Source organism: Kribbella sp. NBC_00359 (genome assembly GCF_036097425.1).
GTDB lineage: Bacteria > Actinomycetota > Actinomycetes > Propionibacteriales > Kribbellaceae > Kribbella.
Window position 1 is genome coordinate 2,720,805 of the sequence record NZ_CP107975.1, and the last position, 16,853, is coordinate 2,737,657.

Annotated in this window: 16 protein-coding genes; 9 read left to right on the top strand and 7 right to left on the bottom strand. The window is 69.2% G+C overall.

Features of this window, described 5'->3' with window-relative positions; all coding sequences use genetic code 11:
- Positions 1–30 precede the first annotated feature (30 nt).
- A complete protein-coding gene (locus OG876_RS13365) occupies positions 31–981 on the bottom strand; it encodes a carbon-nitrogen hydrolase family protein (protein ID WP_328525151.1) in 951 nt (316 codons plus the stop codon).
- A gap of 285 nt (positions 982–1,266) precedes the next feature.
- Between OG876_RS13365 and fgd the strand changes: the two genes are divergently transcribed.
- The gene (gene fgd, locus OG876_RS13370) at positions 1,267–2,271 is read left to right on the top strand and encodes a glucose-6-phosphate dehydrogenase (coenzyme-F420) (RefSeq protein ID WP_328525152.1); all 1,005 of its coding nucleotides are present in this window, start codon (positions 1,267–1,269) and stop codon (positions 2,269–2,271) included.
- A gap of 17 nt (positions 2,272–2,288) precedes the next feature.
- Positions 2,289–2,864 (top strand): GNAT family N-acetyltransferase, encoded by a 576-nt coding sequence (locus OG876_RS13375; protein WP_328525153.1) that lies wholly within the window; start codon positions 2,289–2,291, stop codon positions 2,862–2,864.
- Between the two features lie 18 nt (positions 2,865–2,882).
- Here OG876_RS13375 and OG876_RS13380 read toward each other — a convergent pair whose 3' ends face one another.
- Positions 2,883–3,647 (bottom strand): IclR family transcriptional regulator, encoded by a 765-nt coding sequence (locus OG876_RS13380; RefSeq protein WP_328525154.1) that lies wholly within the window; start codon positions 3,645–3,647, stop codon positions 2,883–2,885.
- A gap of 129 nt (positions 3,648–3,776) precedes the next feature.
- Between OG876_RS13380 and OG876_RS13385 the strand changes: the two genes are divergently transcribed.
- The 7 genes from OG876_RS13385 (at position 3,777) to OG876_RS13415 (ending at position 8,855) form a co-directional block, all read left to right on the top strand.
- Positions 3,777–5,045 carry a DUF6986 family protein gene (locus tag OG876_RS13385; protein WP_328525155.1) on the top strand — a complete coding sequence of 423 codons (1,269 nt, stop codon included), beginning with the start codon at positions 3,777–3,779 and terminating at the stop codon, positions 5,043–5,045.
- 9 nt (positions 5,046–5,054) lie between these two features.
- Entirely contained in the window at positions 5,055–5,294 is a 240-nt protein-coding gene (locus OG876_RS13390) for a hypothetical protein (RefSeq protein WP_328525156.1), read from the top strand.
- Entirely contained in the window at positions 5,287–5,673 is a 387-nt protein-coding gene (locus OG876_RS13395) for a helix-turn-helix domain-containing protein (protein WP_328525157.1), read from the top strand. The genes OG876_RS13390 and OG876_RS13395 overlap by 8 nt, the downstream gene beginning before the upstream one ends.
- 93 nt (positions 5,674–5,766) lie before the next feature.
- The gene (uraD, locus tag OG876_RS13400; RefSeq protein ID WP_328525158.1) at positions 5,767–6,261 is read left to right on the top strand and encodes a 2-oxo-4-hydroxy-4-carboxy-5-ureidoimidazoline decarboxylase; all 495 of its coding nucleotides are present in this window, start codon (positions 5,767–5,769) and stop codon (positions 6,259–6,261) included.
- Positions 6,258–6,587, top strand: a complete 330-nt coding sequence (gene uraH, locus OG876_RS13405) for a hydroxyisourate hydrolase (RefSeq protein WP_328525159.1) — start codon at positions 6,258–6,260, stop codon at positions 6,585–6,587. The genes uraD (OG876_RS13400) and uraH overlap by 4 nt, the downstream gene beginning before the upstream one ends.
- Positions 6,588–6,592: 5 nt before the next feature.
- Positions 6,593–7,498, top strand: coding sequence for a factor-independent urate hydroxylase (gene pucL / locus OG876_RS13410; RefSeq protein WP_328525160.1), 906 nt, complete (start codon positions 6,593–6,595; stop codon positions 7,496–7,498).
- 7 nt (positions 7,499–7,505) lie between these two features.
- Positions 7,506–8,855, top strand: coding sequence for an 8-oxoguanine deaminase (locus tag OG876_RS13415; RefSeq protein ID WP_328525161.1), 1,350 nt, complete (start codon positions 7,506–7,508; stop codon positions 8,853–8,855).
- A gap of 65 nt (positions 8,856–8,920) precedes the next feature.
- Here the strand turns inward: OG876_RS13415 and guaD are convergent, their stop codons facing one another.
- The 5 genes from guaD to uraD (OG876_RS13440) are packed head-to-tail and all read right to left on the bottom strand — an operon-like array spanning position 8,921 to position 16,755.
- On the bottom strand, positions 8,921–10,201 hold the full coding sequence (guaD, locus tag OG876_RS13420; protein ID WP_328525162.1) for a guanine deaminase: 1,281 nt from the start codon (positions 10,199–10,201) through the stop codon (positions 8,921–8,923).
- The gene (xdhC, locus tag OG876_RS13425) at positions 10,198–11,064 is read right to left on the bottom strand and encodes a xanthine dehydrogenase accessory protein XdhC (protein WP_328525163.1); all 867 of its coding nucleotides are present in this window, start codon (positions 11,062–11,064) and stop codon (positions 10,198–10,200) included. The genes guaD and xdhC overlap by 4 nt, the downstream gene beginning before the upstream one ends.
- Positions 11,052–13,391: a xanthine dehydrogenase molybdopterin binding subunit gene (xdhB, locus tag OG876_RS13430; protein WP_328525164.1), complete on the bottom strand. Its 2,340-nt coding sequence runs from the start codon at positions 13,389–13,391 to the stop codon at positions 11,052–11,054. Before xdhB ends, xdhC begins: the two co-directional genes overlap by 13 nt.
- Positions 13,388–14,833, bottom strand: coding sequence for a xanthine dehydrogenase small subunit (locus OG876_RS13435; protein ID WP_328525165.1), 1,446 nt, complete (start codon positions 14,831–14,833; stop codon positions 13,388–13,390). Before OG876_RS13435 ends, xdhB begins: the two co-directional genes overlap by 4 nt.
- Positions 14,830–16,755 carry a 2-oxo-4-hydroxy-4-carboxy-5-ureidoimidazoline decarboxylase gene (uraD, locus tag OG876_RS13440; protein ID WP_328525166.1) on the bottom strand — a complete coding sequence of 642 codons (1,926 nt, stop codon included), beginning with the start codon at positions 16,753–16,755 and terminating at the stop codon, positions 14,830–14,832. Before uraD (OG876_RS13440) ends, OG876_RS13435 begins: the two co-directional genes overlap by 4 nt.
- Between the last annotated feature and the right edge of the window lie 98 nt (positions 16,756–16,853).

Genomic DNA, 16,853 nt, shown 5'->3' on the forward strand with positions numbered 1-16,853 from the left:
GAACGCATCAGCACCCGGAGGTGTGAGGCCTCAGGAGCCGATGCGCTCCCGGGTCCGGCGCCGGAAGTCGCGGCCGACCTGGCTCACGTCCACCCGGTGCAGGTCGGTCACCGCGATCCCCGGCGTACTGTCCGATGGTCCCTGCACCGCCCAGACCCCGTGCGGATCGCTCACACCCGAATCCAGACCGGCCCCGGGATTGGCCGGCACGGCCAGACTGATCCAGTAGGTGTTGTTCGCGGCCGTCCCGCGGGTCTGGACCCCGATGTGCTCGTTCTGCCCGACGCCGGTGCTCGCGTACGACACGAGTACGGCGTCCACGTCGAGGCGGTCGTACTCCGTGAACAGTTCCGGGAAGAGCACGTCCAGCCCGAGCGCGAGGCCGAAGCGGTAGCCGTCGATCTCGAAGGTCACCGGCTCCCGGCCCGGGGTGTACATCCAGGTGATCTTCGTGGTCGACAGCGCGCGTTCGTCATACCTCGCGACCACCTTGCCCGCGGCCGAGACGACGTACATGCTGTTGTGCGGCCGGGCCTCGGGCAGTTGGTGCACGGACGGGATCACGGTCCAGATGTTCAGCTCACGCGAGAGCTTGGTGATCTGGTCCAGCTCGTCGTGCAGCACCGCCCAGTCGGTTTTGCTCCAGTCGGCCGGGCCGACCTCGTCCGGGCCGAGCTCGGACATCACGTGCTTGCTCGGGAAGCAGAGCGCGCCCTCGGTGAAGTGGACGAGGCGGGCGCCGGCCGCGGCCGCCTGCCGCATCAGGTCGCGGGCCTCGGTGCCGCTTGCGCGGAGCAGGGCGGCGTCGGTCGGGTCCTGGCGGACTGTCGACTGGGCGACGGCGATTCGCAGGGTGGTGTGTTCCGGCATGTCTTCTCCTGGGGGAGTCGGACGGAAGTGCCGGAGGGCAGCCGTGTAGGACTCGCCGGTCTTGGCGGCGCGGGCACGGACCCGCTGCTTGAAGTTCCTGTGCGCTGTCATCTGGCCTTCCACGCACTCGCACGCGATCCCCCAGCGATCCCGCCCGAGGCAGTTGACCAGGACGAGCGGTCCGAGACAGGAAGTCCCTTTGCCTTCTCAGCAGGACCAGGCTGGGGCCGGTCGGCGAAGGTGCGGCGCGGACCGCGCCGGGCTCATATCCTTCCCGACCCCATCCCCCCGGTCAAACGTCCACGCCGCCACGCCGTGGGTTACCCCCTGCGGCATAAAGTCGGACCCGGACGCGGTTGTCCACCGAGTACGAGCAGACGACGTTGGGAGCAGAGGGTGAGCATTCGAGTCGGGTACAAGGCTTCGGCGGAGCAGTTCGGGCCGCGGGAGCTGGTGGAGTACTCGGTCCGGGCCGAAGAGCTCGGGCTCGACAGTGTGACCGTGTCGGACCACTTCCTGCCGTGGCGGCACGAGGGTGGTCACGCGCCGTTCGCGCTCGCCTGGATGGCGGCGGTCGGCGAGCGGACCAACCGGGTGTTGCTCGGGACGTCGGTGCTCACGCCGACCTTCCGGTACAACCCGGCGGTGATCGCGCAGGCGTTCGCCACGCTCGGCGAGCTGTACCCGGGCCGTGTGATGCTCGGCGTCGGCACCGGCGAGGCGCTGAACGAGATCGCTGTCTCCGGGATGGAGTGGCCGGAGTTCAAGGAGCGGTTCGCCCGGCTGCGGGAGGCCGTGCAGCTGATCCGCGACCTGTGGACGAAGGACGGCGTCAACGCCGAGGGCCCGTACTACAAGACCGTCGACGCGTTCATCTACGACCGGCCCGAGACCCCGCTCAAGGTGTACGTCGCCGCCGGCGGACCGCTGGTCGCCAAGTACGCCGGTCGCGCCGGCGACGGGTTCATCGCGACGTCGGGCAAGGGCATGGAGCTCTACACCGAGAAGCTGATCCCGGCGGTGCGCGAAGGCGCCGAGAAGGCGGGCAAGACGTTCGAGGATCTCGACCGGATGCTCGAGGTCAAGGTCTCCTACGACCGCGACCCCGCCGCCGCGCTGGAGAACACCCGGTTCTGGGCGCCGCTGTCGCTGACGCCGGAGCAGAAGCACAGCGTCACGAGCGCGACCGAGATGGAGCGGCTGGCCGACGAGCTGCCGATCGAGCAGGTCGCGCAGCGCTGGATCGTCGCCTCCGATCCCGACGAGGTCGTCAAGCAGTTCCAGCCCTACCTGGACGCCGGCTTCAACCACTTCGTCGTGCACGGCCCCGGCCACGACCAGGAACGCTTCCTCACCCAGTTCACCGAGGACGTGCTTCCGCTACTGCGCAAGCTGGGCTGACGAGCGACAATCGCGAGATGGGCGACTACGTGATTGTGCAGGAAGGCGACCCGCGGTGTGCCGAGCTGGAAGCCGCCGGCTACCGCGTGGTCGCCGAGTCCTGGGCCGTCCGCCTGCACAATCCCGACCGCGAGCTGCTGGACTCCGCCGTACGCCGTGCGGTCGCCGGCGGACTCACCATTCGCGAAGTCGGCCCGGAGTCCGCCAAGGCACTCCATGCCCTCGAGAAGACCAACGAGGCCGACTACCCCTACACCCCCGCCACCCATCGGGTCGTCGGTGATCTGTCCGACACCCAGGGGCTTTGGCCGGTCCACCGGGTGTTCGGCGCGTTCGACGGCGCCCGCCTGGTCGGCGCCACGGTGATCCGCGTCCGCGATGGCTTCGGTGACACCAGGTTCACCTCGGTGCTGGCGGCGTACCGCAGACGCGGCGTCGGCCAGGCCGTGAAGGCGGCCTCGATCCTCGCCTTCCTCGACCTCGGCATCAAGAGCTTCAGCACCGGCGGCGCGGCCGCGAACCAGGCGAGCCTGCAGGTGAACCAATCCCTCGGCTACGTCCTCACCGAACGCTGGCGAACGTACGCGCCCTAGCCGCTGAATCAGCCCACCTCAGCGCAGGTCGTCGGACAGGGCTTTGGCGGCCTGGGTGAGGAGGGGGACTGCTCGCTCGACCAGATCCTCGGTCATGCGGCCGGCGGGGCCCGAGATGGACATGGCCAGTCGGGACGGAGCGTCGGGGACCGCCACCGCGACACAGCGGACGCCGACCTCCTGCTCGCCTTCGTCTGTGGCGTAGCCGGACTCCTCGGCCTTGTGCAACTGCGCGGTGAAGGCGTCCGGGGTGGTGATGGTGTTGTCGGTGTGCCTCGGCATACCGGTGCGGTGGAGGAGGTCGCGCACCTCGGATTCCGGGAGCTGGGCGAGCATCGCCTTGCCGACGGCGGTGCAGTGCGGGAGGACGCGGCGGCCGACCTCGGTGAACATGCGCATCGAGTGCCGGGACGGGACCTGGGCGAGGTAGACGACCTGGTCGCCGTCGAGCATGGCCATGTTGGCGGACTCGCCGAGCTCGTCGACCAGCCGCGCGAGGTGTGGGCGGGCCCAGACACTGAGCATGTGTGAGGAGCTCTCGCCGAGGCGGATCAGCTTCGGGCCGAGGACGTACTGGCGCGAGGGTTCTTGACGCAGGTAGCCGAGGTCGACCAAGGTGCGAACCAACCGGTGGATCGTCGGCAGCGGCAGGCCGGAGGCCGTGGCGAGCTGGGACAGGCCCATCATCCCGCCCGCGTCGGCCATGGTCTCGAGCAGCCCGAAGGCGCGTTCGATGGACTGCACACTGCCGGTGCGGCCCTTGCCGCCGTTCGCTTCCGCCATGGATCCAGCCTCTCGAGGGTTTCCGGATGACGGAAGTTTAGCGCCAGATTCCGGAAAGTGTGGACCTTGTGTATTCCGCAGAGTAGATATTAGTCTCCGCAATACGGAATTCAAGCGAGAGGTGGCCCCATGAGCCTGGAGGATCTGGTCGGCGAGCTGGATCGGCGGTTGGCGGACGCCGACGCGGCGCTGGCGGCGGACTACCCGGGGGACCGCGGCGTCCGGCAGCCTGTGCACACGGTCTACGTGCCGGCCGACAAGTACGACGTGAACACCGTCGGCACCTGGGGTGCGGAGGCAACGGCCGTGCTGAGCGAGTACGGCGGCTCGGCCGAGGTGCTCGCAGACGTGCTGGAGCTGCCGCCCGGGTCGATGGACGAGGTCTTCGAACGCGTCCGCGCCAAGCTGGGGCGGGAGCCGATCGAGGATCTCCGGATCGACTTCGAGGACGGCTACGGGACCAGATCCGACGAGGAAGAGGACGCGGCCGCCTTCGCCGCTGCCCGCGCCTTGACGCGGAGCGTGCGGGCCGGGGCGTCGGCGGACGGCGCCAGCGCGGTGGCGCCGTACCACGGCCTGCGGATCAAATCGCTCGAGGCGCCGACCCGGCGGCGTGGGGTGCGGACGCTGGATCTGTTCGTGCGTGAGCTGACGGCGGCGGGCGGCCTGACGGACGGTTTCGTGGTCACGTTGCCGAAGGTGACCTCGGTCGAGCAGGTCGAGGCGATGGTGGTGGTGCTGGAGGCGCTCGAGGTCGAGTACGGCGCATCTGAGCTGAAGTTCGAGATCCAGGTCGAGACTCCGCAGGCGATCCTCGGGTCGGACGGGACCGCGTTGATCGCGCGGATGATCAAGGCCGGCGCGGGCCGCGTCACCGGCCTGCACTACGGCACCTACGACTACTCGGCCTCGCTCGGTGTCGCCGCGGCGTACCAGAGCATGGAGCATCCTGTGGCCGACCACGCGAAGGACGTGATGCAGCTGGCCGCGGCCGGGACCGGTGTGTTCGTCTCGGACGGCTCCACGAACGTGCTTCCGGTCGGCGACGCAGTCAACACGGCCTGGCGCCTCCACTATCGGCTGGTACGACGTTCCCTCGCGCGCGGCATCTATCAGGGCTGGGACATGCACCCGGCTCAGCTGCCGACCCGCTTCGTGGCGACGTATCTCTTCTATCGCGAAGGTCTGGAGACAGCCGCCACCCGGCTGCGGGCGTACCTCGGCCACGGTGAGTCGGGGTACCTCGACGAGCCCGCGACCGCCGCGGCGCTGGCCGGCTTCGTCCTGCGCGGCCTCGACTGCGGGGCGGTGGACCCGGCGGAGGTCGACAAGCTCGTCGGGGTCGACATCGCGGGACTCGCGAAGCTGGCCCGTCGCCCGCTGCGATCGGAGCGCTAGCCTCACTAGATGCGACTGGTTGCGGAGTTCACCACCGAACCCTTCGATGTCGAAGGAACGCCACCCGCTCACGCCACCGAGGCTCTGCGAGCGGCGCAGGAAGCCGGTCTCGAGTGCGACTTCGGCCCGCTGGGCACGCAGGTCCGTGGCGAGCAGGAGCTGCTCCTGCCCGCGCTGCCCGACGTGCTGGCGGCCGCTTTCGCGGGTGGCGCGAGCCAGGTGACCTTGCAGGTACGCCGCGATGCCTGAGCCGGAGGTCCATCCGCTGATCACGGCGATCTCGCCGCTGATCGAGCGACTGGACGCCGAACTCGTCGGACCCGAGGAGGCGCGCGACGACGACGTACCACTTCTGTGGGAGGGCGAGCCGCTGGTCGCCGTCCGCCTTCCCGCCGGTCGCCTTGCCGTGAAGGCTCCCGAGGGTGGCGTGAGCTCACTGCTGGCGGAGGTTGCCGACGAGCTCGGCGGACCGCTGCACGCCCTCTCCCGGGGTCAGAAGCAGCAGGCGGTTCTGATGCTCGAGGCCCGCGGTGCCTTCGAGTACCGGAAGTCCGCGGAGATCGTCGCCGAGGCGCTCGGCGTCACCCGTTTCACCGTCTACAACTACCTCAACCGGGCGCGCGACTGACCCGGCTTTTCAACAAACTGTTGACGACGGGCGAGGCGGATGCCACTCTCGTCATACGGAAAGTCGATTTCGGGATTCGAGAAGGTGTGATCCGTGGACCTGCAGGAGTTCAACTCCGCTCCGGCCGACCGGCTGCGTCCGATGCTGGCGGCCTGCTGTGACGTTCCGCGCTGGGTCGACGGACTCCTGGCCAAGCGGCCGTACGGCGACCTCGCCGCATTGACCGCGGTTGCCGACCAGTCGCTGCGAGAGCTCGACGACGACGAGGTCGATCGCGCTCTCCAGGCGCACCCACGGATCGGGGACCGCCCGCAGGGCGCCGGCACCGAGGCCGCCTGGTCGCGCCGGGAACAGTCCGGCGTCGGCGAGGATCCCGGGGTCCGGGAGGCCCTTGCCGAGGGCAACCGTGAGTACGAGCAGCGGTTCGGCCGGGTGTTCCTGATCTGCGCCACCGGCCTGTCGGCGGAGCAGATGCTCACCAGCCTCCGCCGCCGGCTCACCCATGACGACGCCACCGAGGTCGCCGTCGTACGCGAGGAACTGCGCAAGATCGCGTTGCTCCGACTCGCCAAGGTGGTGGAGGCATGAGCAGCCTGAGCACGCATGTTCTCGACACGGGCCTGGGCCTACCGGCGCACGGTGTTCCGGTTCGCCTGTCCAGGGTCACCGGCGACCAGGACGTCGTACTGGCGACCGGTACGACGGACGACGACGGGCGGATCGCCGAGCTGGATCCGGCGCTGCCGGCCGGCACGTATCGGCTGTGGTTCGACGTCGCCGCGTATGCGGCCGCATCCGGCCAGGACATCTTCTTTCCCGAGGTCACCGTGACCTTCACGGTCGCCGACGAGCGGCACTACCACGTCCCGTTGCTGCTCAGCCCATTCGCGTTTTCCACCTACCGAGGGAGTTGAGCCCGATGGCCATCCACCTGGGAGCCAACCAGTACGGCAAGGCCGAGAGCCGCGTCGTCCGGATCTACCGCGACACGCCCCGCCACCAGATCCGCGACCTGAACGTCTCGTCTGCGCTCCGCGGCCGGTTCGAGTCCGCACACACCACCGGTGACCAGAGCGACGTGCTGCCGACCGACACGCAGAAGAACACCGCGTTCGCCTTCGCCAAGGAGAAGGGCGTCGGCGCGATCGAGGACTACGCGCTGACGCTGGGCGCGCACTTCCTGGACGCGTCGCCGGCGGCCGACGGCGCGCGGATCGAGGTGGAGGAGTACGCCTGGGAGCGGATCTCGGTCGACGGCCAGGGGCACGACCACTCGTTCGTCCGGGCCGGCAGCGGCGTACGGACGACGGTCGTCAACGTGGAGGGTCGTGGTGACGAGCAGAAGCGGTACGTCGTCTCCGGCATTCGCGATCTGGTCGTGCTGAAGTCGACCGGGTCGGAGTTCCACGGGTTCCTCAAGGACAAGTACACGACGCTCCCGGAGACGAACGACCGCATCCTGGCCACGTCGCTGGTCGCGCGGTGGCGGTACGACCACACCGAGGTCGACTGGGACAAGTCGTACGACGAGATCAAGGGACTGCTGCTCGAGCAGTTCGCGAAGATCCACAGTTTCGCGTTGCAGCAGACGCTGTACGGGATGGGTGAGGCTGTCCTGCAGCAGCATCCGGAGGTCGCGGAGATCAAGTTCTCGGCGCCGAACAAGCACCACTTCCTGGTCGATCTGAGCCCGTTCGACGTGGAGAACCCGGGTGAGGTGTTCATCGCCGCGGATCGCCCGTACGGCCTGATCGAGGCGACTGTGGTCCGGGATGACGCGAGTGACGCCGGCAATGCGTGGCACGCCGTACCGGGTTTCTGCTGAGGCAGTGATGAACACGATCGTGATCGACGGGGCGGCCGTGGTCACGGTCGATCCGGAGCGGCGTGAGTTCACCGGGCATGTGGTTGTCCAGGGCAACCGTATTGTTGCTGTCGGCCCTGGTCCGGCGCCGGCGTACGGGGCGCGGGTGATCGACGGACAGGGATGTCTCGTCACACCCGGCTTCGTCAACACACATCAGCATCTGTATCAGTGGGTGACCCGCGGTCTCGCGGCCGACGCGACGTTGTTCGGCTGGTTGACCACGCTCTATCCGGTGTGGGCGGGGATCTCGGACGAGTCCGTGTACGTGGCTGCTCAGGGTGCGTTGGCCCAGCTCGCGCGGACGGGGTGCACGACCGCGGCGGATCACCACTACCTGTTCCCGCGGGACAGCAAGGATCTGCTGGCCGCGGAGATCCAGGCGGCCGCGGAGGTCGGGCTGCGCTTCCACCCGGCGCGTGGATCGATGGATCGCGGGCAGAAGGACGGCGGGCTGCCGCCGGACTCCGTGGTCGAGGACCGGGACGAGATCCTCGCCGCGACCGAGGCCGCGATCGACCGCTGGCATGATCCTTCGCCGGATTCGATGCTGCAGATCGTGGTCGCGCCGTGCTCGCCGTTCAGCGTGAGTGGCGACCTGATGCGCGACGCGGCTTCGTTGGCCCGGCGTAAGCGGGTCCGGCTGCACACGCACCTGGCCGAGACCACCGACGAGACCCATTGGTGCCGCGAGACCTTCAATTGCACGCCGTTGGAGTACGCCGCTGAGCTCGGGTGGACCGGGTCCGACGTGTGGTTCGCCCACGGCATCCACTTCGACGACGCCGAGATCAAGCGCCTCGGCCAGACGGGCACCGGCGTTGCCCACTGCCCCAGCTCGAACGCTCGCCTGGGCGCCGGCATCGCCCGAGCCGCCGACCTCCGCGCCGCCGGCAGCCCCGTCGGCCTGGGCGTAGACGGTGCCGCCAGCAACGAAGCCGGCAGCCTCATCGAGGAACTCCGCCACGCCCTCCTCTTCGCCCGAGCCCGCGGCGGCCCCCAAGCCCTCGGAGTCCGCGCCGCCCTCGAAATGGCCACCCTCGACGGCGCCAGAATCCTAGGCCGCGAATCCGACATCGGCTCCCTGGAACCAGGCAAACTAGCCGACCTAGCCCTCTGGAACCTCAACACCCTGCCCCATGCCGGCATCCCCGATCCGGTAGCCGCCCTGGTCCTCAGCACACCCCCACCCCTGGCCCTACTCCTCGTCAACGGCCGCCCAGTCGTGGAACACGACACAGTCCTCACTGTCGACGAAGGCACCCTGGCAACCCAGGTCGCAGAAACCCAGCACAACCTCCTCACCAAATTCGCCTGACTCCTGCTGTGCCAGCGCAGATTCTGCCCACCCCGCCTCTCGCGGGGTGGGCAGGCTGATTCTGGCTAGTGGTGGAGGAGTTCGCCGTCGATCCAGACGGCTTGGATGTCGGCGGGGGTGCCGAGGGTGAAGATGCGGGAGAGGGTTTCGTCGGCGTCGTTCGCGTGGGCGACGCCTACGGCGAGGGGAGAGCCGTCGGCGGGGCGGAGGAGTTGGGCGTCGAAGCGTTGGCCGACACTCAGGTGGCCGACCTCGTCGAGGCCGAGTGCCTCGGCGCCTGCGGCGGTGGCCAGATACAGCAGGTGGGCGGAGCTCAGGGCGAGCCCGTGGTCACCGAGCAACTGTTGGCAGAAGTAGGCCTGGAGGCCTTCCTTGAGGAGGGAGAAGCCGGTGCCGGCGCCGACGTCCGACCCGAGGGCCACGCGTACGCCGTGCTGAAGATGCCGGCCGAGTGGGAACAGCCCGCTGCCGAGCGCGGCGTTGCTGGTCGGGCAGTGCGCGACGGTCGCGCCACCGAGGGCGAGCGTCTTGAGCTCGACGTCGGTCGGGTGCACGTTGTGGGCGAGTACGCAGCGGCGGTCGACCAGTCCGTGCCGGTCGTACGTCGTGACGTAGTCGCTGCCGCCGAAGAGATCGGCCACGGTCGCGATCTCGGCCTCGTTCTCGTTGACGTGCGATGTGAACAGCGCGCCCGGGACGGCCTCCATCAGTTCGCGGCAGGTCGCGAGCAGGTCGTCCGTGCAGGACAGCGAGAAGCGAGGTGTGACGGCGTACCGGTTCCGGTCGACGCCGTGCCAACGGTTGGCCAAGGCAAGCGATTCGGCGTACGCGCGGACCGGCGTAGTCAGCAGCTCCGGCCGCAGCAGCCGGTCACTCAGGACCAGTCCACTGGTGATCCTCAGTCCGACATTCGACGCGGCGTTGAAGAGTGCATCCACGGCGTCGGAGTAGTGCGCCCCGAAGACCAGCGCCGAGGTCGTCCCGGCCGCCGCGAGCCCGCGGACGAACTCGCCGGCCACCCCGGTCGCGTAGGCGACGTCCGCCATCCGCGCCTCCTCGGGCAGCGCGTACCGATCCAGCCACTCGAGCAGCGGCAACCCGAGCCCGCCGACCGCCCGGATCTGCGGGAAGTGCACGTGCGTGTCCACGAAACCAGGCAGTACGACGCCACCGCTCAGGTCGACGACCCGCTCGGCCGGGTGCGCCTGCCGGATCTCCAGGAAGGGGCCTCGGGCAACGATGACGCCGTCCTCGACCAGCAGGCCGGCGTCGGAGTCGACCCGCAGACTGCCGCCGGTGAACGGGTTGTCCGGGGTGTCGAGGAACGTGCCTCGGAAGATGGTCATGCCTTCGCCTCACGCTGAGCCGGCGTAGGGCGACGCTCGGCAGATCGGGCCGACGCGGGATGCCGCTCGGCGGAGAATTGCTGCAGGAGCCAGGCCGCGACGCTGACCGCGATGACGACCGGTTCCTTGCCGGGCAGATCGGGGAGCCCGATCGGAGTCGTGATCCGATCGATCGCCTCCGAGGAGTTGCCGTCCTCGGCGAGCTTGCGGCGGAACCTGGCCCACTTCGCCCGCGAACCGATCAGCCCGATGGTGGCGAGCTGCTCGTTGCGGATCGCGGCGTCGCACAACGCGGCGTCCTCGGCGTGGTCGTGGGTCATCACCAGCGCGTGGGTGCCCGGCGGCAACTCGCCGACCACGAGCTCCGGCAGCAAAGGCACCTGATGGACGTGCACCTGAGCCACCGCGTCATCGAGCACCGCGAGCCGCGACGCGGTCAGCTGATCCGGCCGCGAGTCGACCAGATGCAACTCGATGTCGTGCCGGGCCAGGATCCGTGCGAGCTCGAGCCCGACATGGCCGATCCCGAAGATCGCCACCGACGGCACCACCGGCAGCGGCTCGAGCAGCAGCTTCACCTCGCCGCCGCAACACTGAACACCATGCTGGTACGGCGCTTTGTCCGACAGCGCGACCTCGAGCACTTCAGGCTCGACCACGCCGTCCGCGATCATCGCCCGGCCGCGCTCGACGGCCACCGACTCCAGGTTCCCGCCCCCGACCGTCGACCAAACGTTGTCAGCGGCAACGACCATCTTGGCCCCGGCCTCCCGCGGCGCGTGTCCACGGACAGACATCACCGTGACCAGCACGCCCGGTCGGCGCCCGGCGCGCAGCTGCTGGACAGCCTTCATCCACTCCATGAGTCACCACCCCGTGCGCGATCCAGCGCCCAATAGACCGCCTCCGGTGTGGCAGGCGACGGGAGGTCGACGCTAGTCCCGGCAGGACCGAACGCGGCCGCGGCCTGGCGCAGGGCCTCCCGGACGGCAAAGGCCAGCATCAGTGGCGGCTCACCAACCGCCTTGGAGCCGTAGACCGCGCCATCCTCGTGGGCCTTCTCCAGCAGCCGGACGTTGAAGACCTCCGGCATCTCGGAGAAGCTCGGCAGCTTGTAGGTGCTGGCCGCCTGCGTCGCGAGCCGTCCGCGTCGATCCCCGTCGCTCTCGTCCCAGCGCAGATCCTCGAGCGTCAACCAGCCCGTCCCCTGAACGAACCCGCCCTCGATCTGGCCGATGTCGATCAACGGGCTCAGGCTGTCGCCCACGTCGTGCACGATGTCGACCCGCCGCAGCGTGTAGGCACCGGTGAACCCGTCCACCTCCACCTCGGCCGCGGCAACGCCGTACGCGAAGTACTTGAACGGCTCGCCGTGCATGGCGTTCGCGTCCCAGTGCAGTCCCTCGGTGCGGTAGAAGCCGGCCGCCCACAACTGCACTCGCTGCAGGTAGGCAGCGCGGACGAGCTCGTTCCACTCGACGCCGTCTCCGGAGAGGCCGCGTACGACGCCGTCGACGAAGCGGACGTCGTGTGGGCTGATCCCGAGCCGCCCAGCCGCGACCTGCGCGAGCCGCTCCTGGATCTGCTCACAGGCGTTCTTGATCGCTGCGCCGTTGAGATCGGCGCCGGACGACGCGGCCGTGGCCGAGGTGTTCGGCACCTTGTCGGTCCGGGTCGGAGCCAGCCGCACCCGGGCCAGCGGCACGCCGAGCGTGGTCGCCGCGACCTGCAGCATTTTGGTGTGCAGGCCCTGGCCCATCTCGGTGCCGCCGTGGTTGATCAGCACCGACCCGTCCTTGTAGACGTGGACGAGCGCCCCGGCCTGGTTGAACGCGGTCAGGTTGAACGAGATGCCGAACTTCACCGGCGTCATCGCGATCGCCCGCTTCACATGAGCGTGCTCCGCGTTGAACCGCTCGACGGCAGCCTGCCGGGCGGCAACCTCTCCACCGTCCAGAACCTGGCTCCAGCAGGACTCGAGCCGGTCCGCGTGCCGCACCGGCTGTCCGTACGGCGTCGAGTCGCCGACCTGGTAGAAGTTTCGCCGGCGCAGCTCCAGGGCGTCGTACCCGAGCAGCGGCGCGCACCGACCGAGGATGTCCTCGATCACGAGCATGCCCTGCGGTCCGCCGAAACCGCGGAACGCGGTCTGCGACGTCTTGTTCGTCTGGGCGATCCGCCCGTCCACGCGGATATGAGGAATCTCGTAGGCGTTGTCGATATGGCACATCGCCCGCGCCAGCACCGGTTCGGACAGATCGAGGCTCCACCCGCCGTCCGCGGTCAAAGTCGCGTCCAACGCGACCAGCCTGCCGGCGACGTCGAACCCAACGGTCCACGAGCTGTGGAACCCGTGCCGCTTGCCCGACATCGTCATGTCCTGCGTGCGATTGAGCCGCAACCGCACCGGCCGGCCGGTCAACGTCGCGCCGAGCGCCGCGATCGCGGCGAAGCCATGCGGCTGCATTTCCTTGCCGCCAAAGCCTCCGCCCATCCGGAGGCACTGCACGGTCACCGCATGGCTGGCCAGACCGAGGACATGCGCGACGATCTCCTGCGTCTCGGACGGATGCTGCGTGCTGCTCTGCACGAAGATCTGACCGCCCTCGTCGACCAGTGCCAGCGCCGCATGCGTCTCCAGATAGAAGTGCTCCTGCCCGGCGAACTCGAACTCGCCTCGGAACACATGCGCCGCCCCGGCCAGCGCACCATCCACCTCGCCTCGCTCCAGGTGCCGCCCGATGCCCTGGAAGCTCTTGGCCGCGATCGCCTCGCGCACCGTCACCAGCGAGGGCAGCGGCTCGTACTCGACCTCCACCGCCAGCGCCCCGAGTCGCGCGGCCTCCAACGTCTCCCCGAGTACCCAGCACACCGCATGCCCGTTGAACATCACCTCACCCGGGAACAACGGCTCGTCGTGCTTCACCCCCGCGTCGTTCACCCCGGGTACGTCGTCCGCCGTCAACACCCGCACCACACCCGGCACGTCGTACGCCGGCTTCACCCGGAGGGCCGTGATCCGGGCGTGTGTGTGCGGCGATTGGACCGGCCACGCGTGCAGGACATCGCGGGTCCGTTGCACGAGATCGTCGGTGTAGAGCGCCGTTCCGGTGACATGCAGCGCGGCACTCTCATGCGGCAGTGGTACGCCGACCACCGCCTGCGCGGGCCGTTCGGACAACGAACTCATGCGCTGGCCCCCTCGTCAGCAAAGTAGAACCGGAGCAGCGACTGGCCGAGCATCGCCGAGCGGTACGACGCACTCGCGCGGTGGTCGTCCATCGGCGTACCCTCGGCAGCCATCACCGCGGCTGCCTCCCGGGCCGTCCGCTCGGTCCACGGTCGACCGATGAGTGCCGCCTCCGTGGCTCGCGCCCGCAGTGGTGTGGCCGCGGCGCCGCCGATTCCGATCCGGGCCTGCCGTACGACGCCGTCCACCACGTCGACGGCGTACCCGATGGCGACGCTCGAGATGTCGTCGAAGCGCCGCTTGGCGATCTTGTGGAACGCGGTCAGTGGCTCGAGCGGCAGCGGAAACACGATCGTCTTGATCAGCTCGTCGGGCGCCTTCAGCGTCTCCCGGTAGCCGGTGAAGTAGTCCGCGAGCGCGACCACTCGCTCGCCTCGGCGCGAGGCCAGGACGATCGACGCATCCAGGGCGAGCAGTGCGGGCGGGGTGTCGCCGATCGGCGAACCGGTGCCCAGGTTGCCGCCGATGGTCGCGCCGTTCCGGATCAGCCGGGACGCGAACTGCGGGAACATCTCGGCGAGCAGCGGTACCCGTCCGGCCAGCCGCCGCTCGATCTCCGTCAATGTGAGCGCGGCGCCCAGCCGGACCTCGTCCGGCCCGAAGGAGAACTCGCGTAGCTCGGCCAGCCGGTCGATCGCGACGGTCAGTGGCGGGCGGGAGCCGAAGATGTTCACCTGCACACCGAGATCGGTCGACCCCGCCACGACCTGCGCCTCGGGCCGATCGGCCAGCAACTCCAGGACGTCGTCGAGCGATCCGGGCCGGACGAACTCCGCCTCACCCTTCACCATCCCGGTGGCCGCGGCCGGAGGCGGCGCCGAGTCCCGGCGTACGGCGAGCGCGTCGTTCTCGGTCGGGTCACCGAGTGCGTACGCCGCGTCCCGGATCGGCCGGTAACCGGTGCACCGGCACAGGTTCCCGCTGAGCGAATGCAGGTCGAAGCCGTTCGGACCGTGCTCGTGATCGAGGTGGGCGGACGCCGTACGCCCGGGGCGGTAGTACTCGGCCGCCATGCTGCAGATGAAGCCCGGGGTGCAGTAGCCGCACTGCGATCCACCGCGGACGGCCATCTCCTCCTGCACCGGGTGCAGTGCCGCCGGCGATCCCAGCCCTTCCGACGTGACGATCTCCTGACCGTCCAGGGAGCCGATCGGCAGCAGGCAGGCGTTCACCGCGGTCCACTCGGTCTGGGTGTCGATGCCGGGCCGGGCCACCAGGACCGAACAGGCGCCGCATTCGCCTTCGGCACAACCTTCCTTGGCTCCCGTAAGGCCTCGGTCGCGGAGCCAGTCCAGCACGGTGGTGTGGACGGCGACATCGCCGATCGCGGTGTCCTCGCCGTTCACCTTCACCGCAGGTGCTCGGAGTGCCTGTGTTGTCATCGGTTACTGCTCCAGCGTGTTCTTGCACTATGAATCGGGTTGGCGTCGGAGAGGAAGTCGTCGAACCGGTATCCGGCGATCTTCGCGATCTCGAGCAGCGCGGCGGCGTGCTCCTGGTTCTCGCAGTTGCCGAGCCGCTCCCGGCCCTGCTCGACGATCCGGTCGAACGAGTCAGCGTCCCGGACCGAGATGACCAGCGGGAAGCCGAACCGCTCGCGGTACGCCTCGGTGATCGTGGCCAGCTCGTCCCGGTCCGGATCGGCCAGGAAGGTCAGGCCCTTGTCCGACTGGTCCCGCAGCGAAGCCTCGCCGCTGAGACCGTCGGCGACGAACTGCGAGCCGAGCTGCGGGTACGCCTCGATCAGCTGCCGCTGCTCGTCGTGCGAGCCGGAGAACAGCGCCTCCTGGAAGGACCGGCGCAGCGCGTGGGTGTCGGCGAAGGGCCGCATGTCCCAGGCCCGCTCGACCGCCCAGCGCGGCCCCTGGAACAGGCCGGCGAAGGTCTCGACGAATTCGTCGCGGCTCATCTTGTTCACCTGGTCCAGCCGGATCGAGTCGCCCGGTTGGCCGGCGACCGCGGGTCCGTAGTCCTTGCCGACGTGGTGGAACAGGATGTTCAGGCCGATCGCGGTCAGGCTGCCCAGCGTGATGCCGCTGCCGAAGATGATCTCGGCCCAGCCCGGGACCGCCTGCGCGACCTGCGGCTGCGCGGTGACGTACATCGCCAGGCCGACACTGGTCGCCACGATGACGACATTGCGGTGATCGTGGAAGTCGACCTTGGCCAGGGTCTGGAAGCCGACGACGGCCACGGTCGCGAACATGGCCAGCGCCGCGCCGCCCAGTACCGGGTGGGGGATGCCCGCGACGACCGCGCCCGCCTTCGGCACCAGGCCGATCAGGATCATGATCCCGCCGGCCGCGGCGACCACCCAGCGGCTGCGGACCCGGGTCAGCCGGACGAGTCCGACGTTCTCCGCGAAACACGTGTAGGGGAAGGAGTTGAAGACACCGCCGATCGTGGTGGCCAGGCCGTCGGCCCGCAGCGCACGGGCGATGTCGTTGCGGCCGATCCGCTTCTCCACGATCTCGCCGGTCGCGAAGACGTCACCCGTCGTCTCGACCGCGGTGATCAGCATGACCACGACCATCGAGATGATCGCCGCGATCGAGAACTTCGGCCAGCCGAAGTAGAACGGCTGGGTGACGCCGACCCAGGCCGAGTCGGCGACCGCGCCGAAGTGGGCGTCGCCGAAGGCCCACGCGACCATCGTGCCGGCGACCAGGCCGACCAGGACGGCGATCGTCGCCATGAAGCCCTTGAAGACCCGCTGGATCAGCACGATCAGGCCGAGCGTCCCGAGCGCGTAGGCCAGGTTCTTCCCGCTGGTCGGGTCGGCCTCCGGGCCTGCGCCGCCGACCGCGTCCCCGGCCGCCACCGGCAGCAGCGCCAGGCCGATGATCGTGATCACCGATCCGGTCACCACCGGCGGGAAGAACCGGATCAGCTTGCTGAAGAACGGTGCGATGAAGAAGGTGGCCAGACCGGCGACCAGTACGGCGCCGTAGATCACCAGCAGGCCGTTCGTGCCGCCGCCCGCGGCCAGGCCGATCGCGATCATCGGCGACACCGCCGTGAACGTCACGCCCTGCAGCAGCGGCAACCGGACGCCGACCTTCCAGAACCCGACGGACTGGATGATCGAGGCGATGCCGCAGGTGAACAGGTCGGCGTTGATCAGGTGGATGAGTTGCTGGGTGGTGAGCCCGATCGAGTTCGCCAGCAGGATCGGCACGATCACTGCGCCGGCGTAGAACGCGAGGACGTGCTGCGTGCCGTACACCGCGAGCTTGCCGACCGGCAGGACCTCGTCGACGGGGTGGCGGCTGGCACGGCGGCTCGGTCGCAGGGTGGCCTTCATCGGGACACGCTCCTTGGCGTCGGCAGGTTTGACCTGCACGCCAGCATCTGCTCACCGCGGCCGGGATTGCACCCGATGAACCTCCGAAGTTGAACCGC